The sequence below is a fragment of the Candidatus Cloacimonadota bacterium genome (genome assembly GCA_011372345.1).
In the GTDB taxonomy this organism is placed as follows: domain Bacteria; phylum Cloacimonadota; class Cloacimonadia; order Cloacimonadales; family TCS61; genus DRTC01.
On sequence record DRTC01000266.1, the window covers coordinates 1 to 4,561 of the forward strand.

At 37.4% G+C, this 4,561-nt stretch carries 6 protein-coding genes; all 6 read right to left on the reverse strand.

Translation table 11 applies throughout. From position 1 onward, the window contains the following. On the reverse strand, window positions 1–822 hold an 822-nt coding region (locus ENL20_05200; protein HHE37953.1), incomplete at its 3' end, for a 2-oxoacid:acceptor oxidoreductase subunit alpha. Further along, window positions 812–1,087, reverse strand: a complete 276-nt coding sequence (locus ENL20_05205) for a 4Fe-4S dicluster domain-containing protein (protein ID HHE37954.1) — start codon at window positions 1,085–1,087, stop codon at window positions 812–814. The genes ENL20_05205 and ENL20_05200, both read right to left, overlap by 11 nt. A gap of 491 nt (window positions 1,088–1,578) precedes the next feature. After that, window positions 1,579–1,983, reverse strand: a complete 405-nt coding sequence (gene mce, locus ENL20_05210; GenBank protein ID HHE37955.1) for a methylmalonyl-CoA epimerase — start codon at window positions 1,981–1,983, stop codon at window positions 1,579–1,581. A 173-nt stretch (window positions 1,984–2,156) separates the two neighbouring features. After that, window positions 2,157–2,720, reverse strand: coding sequence for a 2-oxoacid:ferredoxin oxidoreductase subunit gamma (locus tag ENL20_05215; GenBank protein HHE37956.1), 564 nt, complete (start codon window positions 2,718–2,720; stop codon window positions 2,157–2,159). Between the two features lie 182 nt (window positions 2,721–2,902). After that, window positions 2,903–3,748, reverse strand: coding sequence for a 2-oxoacid:ferredoxin oxidoreductase subunit beta (locus ENL20_05220; GenBank protein HHE37957.1), 846 nt, complete (start codon window positions 3,746–3,748; stop codon window positions 2,903–2,905). Window position 3,749: 1 nt separating this feature from the next. Then, the coding region (locus ENL20_05225; GenBank protein HHE37958.1) for a 2-oxoacid:acceptor oxidoreductase subunit alpha at window positions 3,750–4,561 on the reverse strand (812 nt) is incomplete at its 5' end.

Sequence of the window (4,561 nt, forward strand, 5' to 3'; positions counted from 1 at the left end):
AAATTCCGCAATCTCATCTCTATCATTCAAAATTTTCCATAATAGAGGATGAACATTGTATTCCTGGCATTTCTCGGTCATTACCGGATAACCTCTATCATCATGGGTTAGACCGGTTACATGAAATTTATAATTTTCTCCGATATCGACCATGCGCGGCACAAAATTTTTATCTCTTTTAAAAGGAAGGTATTTATCTTTTTCTCCTTTAAAATATTTTCTCGGTTCGATCTTAATTTTATTAGCAGGTTGAATTTTTACTTCACCTTTCTGATGAGCGACATATTCATCCGCCATAATAAGAACAGGTGATCTATATTTTTCGGAAAAATTAAACGCTTTGATCGTAAAATCGAACATTTCCTGCGGAGAACTTGGAGAAAGAACAATTAATTCATAATCTCCATGAGAACCCCACCTTGCCTGCATTACATCGCCTTGTCCCGGACGATTTGGAATACCGATAGAAGGTCCGGCTCGTTGAACATCGATGATCACACAAGGAGTTTCCAGCATCACCGAAAGTCCGAGATGTTCCATCATATTGGAAAGCCCCGGACCCGAGGTTATGGTCATCGACTTTTTTCCTGTCCAGGATGCACCGATAACAGCAGCCAAAGCAGAGATTTCATCTTCCATTTGAATAAAGGTCGCATCGACCTCGGAACTTCTCTGCAAATATCTGTCGATTGTTTCTAAAGCCGGCATGATCGGGTAAGCAGCCAGAAAACGACAACCGGCAGCAAAAGCACCTTCTATGCAGGCTTCATTACCACTGAGAGTATGAGTTCCGGTTAAAATCGCTGGAGTGTTAGTTTTCATGAACTGCCTCCTCTTTCAAAGTTGTCCAGATGGCAAATTCAGGGCAAATCATCCCACAGAGACCACAATTCACACAGTTATCTTTGTTTATTGCTTGAGGTGGATGATAACCTTTGGAATTATACTCATCAGACAATTCAAGAACATCTTTCGGACAATATTCAACACAGAAACCGCAACCTTTGCATCTTTCTTTTAATATATGGATCTCACCTGTAGGAGTTTTCGGTAATTCTTTACCGAATGGCTTTCCCCAGTATTTCATAAAGTCTCCTGTTTAATCCTTCCGAAGTTTTCTTCCACATTTTCTTATATTAAGATTCGGAAGGTTATGAATGATCTGAAACTTTCCGAATCTCAAAATGTATGAGTTCCTTTGCGGGAAGCTTCGGAAAGGCGATATATCAAATAAAAAAAGTAGTCCACTCATAAAATGTAAACTACTAAAAAACTTATAAATTTTTGTTTTATTGGATTCACGATTAGTTAGATATATTTGTCTTTTGAGTAGTTTAATTCTCTGTCATAAAAAAGAAAATCGTCTATCGCACCGGTTTCAAGCCAGTTTATAATCTTCAAATCAGCCTCTTTCCCGAATCAAAAGCAAGTCGGATTTTTTAAGAGCTTTCATTTTTTTGGGTGCGATGTTTTTTTTGGAAATATCTTTGTCAAATTATTTAATTTTTTATTTTTCTTTTGAAATTCATACCATTTTTATATAGATTATTGAACTTGAAGTTTTACAGATAATTATAATTATTTCTTCTTCTCTTCGCACAATTCCACCAGAACACCATTGGTAGATTTCGGATGCAGGAAAGCTATCTCTGAGTTGTGTGCACCTTTTCTTGGTTTTTTATCAATTAATTGAATTTTGTGTGATTCGACTGTTTCCAAAGCCGGGATAAGTTCATTTGTATTAAAAGCAAGATGATGAATTCCCTCACCTTTTTTCTCGATGAATTTTGCAATAGGGCTTTCTTCTGATGTTGCTTCCAGCAGTTCTATCCTGATTTCTCCAATTGGAATAAATGCAACTCTTACTTTTTGAGATTCCACAATTTCAGTTGCTTCAACTTTTAGTCCTAATTTTTCATAAAAATCGATGGCAGTATCCATATTTTTTACTGCAATCCCGATATGATTGATCTTATTTAACATAAATATTATTTAACATAATTATCAATGATTATTAACTTTAAACTTTTATTAGAAATTACTTTTAACATTTTTCTTTTCATTCAATGCTGGTGTCTTTCATTCCTTTCTTGAACCCTGAACCTTGAACCTTTGAACCCTGAACCTTTGAACCCTGAACCTTTGAATCCTGAACCTTATTCTTCAGAAACATATTCATCTGCTAATTTGAAGCCCAATTTCATTGCTTTCAGGTTTAAATCAAGGTATTGTGGTTTCATTGATTCCGTAATAGCTTTTTTTAAAGATGATTCGGATACGACTTTTGTTTTCCTGATCAGGAAAGAAATTGCTAAAATATTTGTGGGAAGTTCGGTTTTTAATTTTTCCAAAGCGATTTCCGTGAAAGGAAGTTCATATATTTCCGAATCCAGTAAAGTTATATTTTTTACAAAAGTAGTATCTGCGATGAGGATACCGTTATCTTTTAAATTTTCGGAATATTTGTCATAAGCTTCCTGGGTGAGAGTCATCAGAATATCAAAGCGAGTTGCTTCCGGGAAATAGAACTCCGTATTACCGATGATAACATCTGCTCTACTCGCTCCGCCGCGGGATTCCGGTCCGTAAGTCTGGGTTTGAGTAACAATATATTTGTCCCTGATCGCAGCTTGAGCAAGAATAATTCCGGCAGTTATCAATCCTTGTCCACCGCTGCCGCTCAACCTTAACTCTTTTTTGAACTCATTATTGTTTTTCATTTTTTTATCCTTTTCTTCCTGTAAAGCAGTTCCCTTCCGAAGCTTTCTTTCACTTTTTCTTATATTAAGATTCGGAAGGTTACGAATGAGATAAAAACTTTCCGAATCTTAAATGTAAGTATTCCTTTGTGGGAAGCTTTGGAAAGATAGTTCGCCATTATAGAAACATCGTAATATCTGATTTATGATTTTTTTACATTACTTTCTTGTAAAGCAGCGATCAGTTTGTCATATTCTTCCGCATATTCCGGTTTTATTTCCTTCCGGAAAATTCCTCTTTTATATTTTCCCTTCTGATTTTCTGGGGATAACTTTTCGAAGGCTTCAAAAGTTAAGGCATTTTCTTTCATTTCTGTCATCATGGTGGGAGCATCACCTTTTTTATTCAATCTTCCGTAAATAACCGGGCAGGCACTCATAATTTCAACCAGAGAAAAACCTTTATGTTCGAGAGCTTGTTTAATGAATGATTGTGCTTCGATCACATGATAGGCAGTCGTTCTGGCAACAAAACTTGCTCCTGCACCGAGAGCGAGCTCACAAATATCAAATACAGGATCGATATTCCCATAAGGAGTCGTGGTTGATAGGTCGCCTTTCGGAGTTGTAGGAGAATATTGTCCTCCTGTCATTCCGTAAATATTATTATTGATCAGGATTGCCGTCAGATCTATATTACGACGAGCAGCATGAATAAAATGATTTCCACCGATAGCAGTTGCATCTCCATCACCGGTGATGACGATCACTTTCATTTCCGGTTTGAACATTTTAATTCCGGTCGCATAAGCCAGAGCTCTGCCGTGTAAAGTGTGCAAGGTATTAAAATCGACATAAACCGGCATGCGACTTGAACATCCGATCCCGGAAACCATAGCAATATCATCTCTTTTATAGTTCAATTCATCTATTGCCCGGATAATTGTTCCTAACACAATTCCATTACTGCAACCCGGACACCAGACATGGGGAAATTGTTTTCTATGTCTTAAATATTTATGGACTACTTTTTGAGGTATTTTCGGCATTTTATCGCACCCCCTTCATTGCTCTTAAAATATCTTCCGGTGTAATTAACTCTCCGTTATTTTTTTGAACTTCAATAATTTTTTTGGATTTCCTGATATCTATATTCCAGACTCCGCCCATAACTCTTTTGAGTTCTTTTGATAGTTGTCCTTGATTCATTTCCGGAACAATTATCGCCTTCTTATTACTTAACTGTTTCTTCACAGCTTCATCAGGGAAGGGCCAGATAGTCAGAGGACGAAGGAGTCCAAGCCTTTTACCGGATTTTCGTGCTATTTTTACAGCTGCTTTTGCTGCTCTCGATGTAATCCCGGCAGCAAAGATGGCACTTGTAGCATCTTCCATATGAAAACTTTCAACCTGCACCAGGTCATTTAAATGATGCGTAACTTTTTTCCTTAACCTCTTCATTAAAACAGAAATCTCTTCCGCTTTATTGGTAGGAAATCCCATGGAATCATGAGCAAGCCCGGTAACATGAAAACGATAACCTTCCCCAAAACTGGCAACCGGAGAAATGTATTTGGGATTTTCAGCATAATGTCTATACCATTCCGGCGGAACTGTCGGTTTTACTCTATTGATAATTCTGACTTTTTTCAGGTTTGGAAGTTCGACCATCTCCCGCATGTGTCCCAGAACTTCATCTGACAGCAGAATCACACATGTTCGATATTTTTCCGCCAGGTTAAATGCTCTGATCGTTAATTCATAATTTTCCAAGACAGAATTCGGATAAAGAACAATGGCAGGAGCATCACCATGATTTCCCCATCTCGATTGCATAATATCGCCTTGAGAAGGACTTGTCG

What these genes read in the sequence shown, in the direction of transcription:
- ENL20_05205 (HHE37954.1), bottom strand. Translation starts at nt 1,087, where the DNA reads ATGAAATACTGGGGAAAGCCATTCGGTAAAGAATTACCGAAAACTCCT.
- mce (HHE37955.1), bottom strand. Translation starts at nt 1,983, where the DNA reads ATGTTAAATAAGATCAATCATATCGGGATTGCAGTAAAAAATATGGAT.
- ENL20_05215 (HHE37956.1), bottom strand. Translation starts at nt 2,720, where the DNA reads ATGAAAAACAATAATGAGTTCAAAAAAGAGTTAAGGTTGAGCGGCAGC.
- ENL20_05220 (HHE37957.1), bottom strand. Translation starts at nt 3,748, where the DNA reads ATGCCGAAAATACCTCAAAAAGTAGTCCATAAATATTTAAGACATAGA.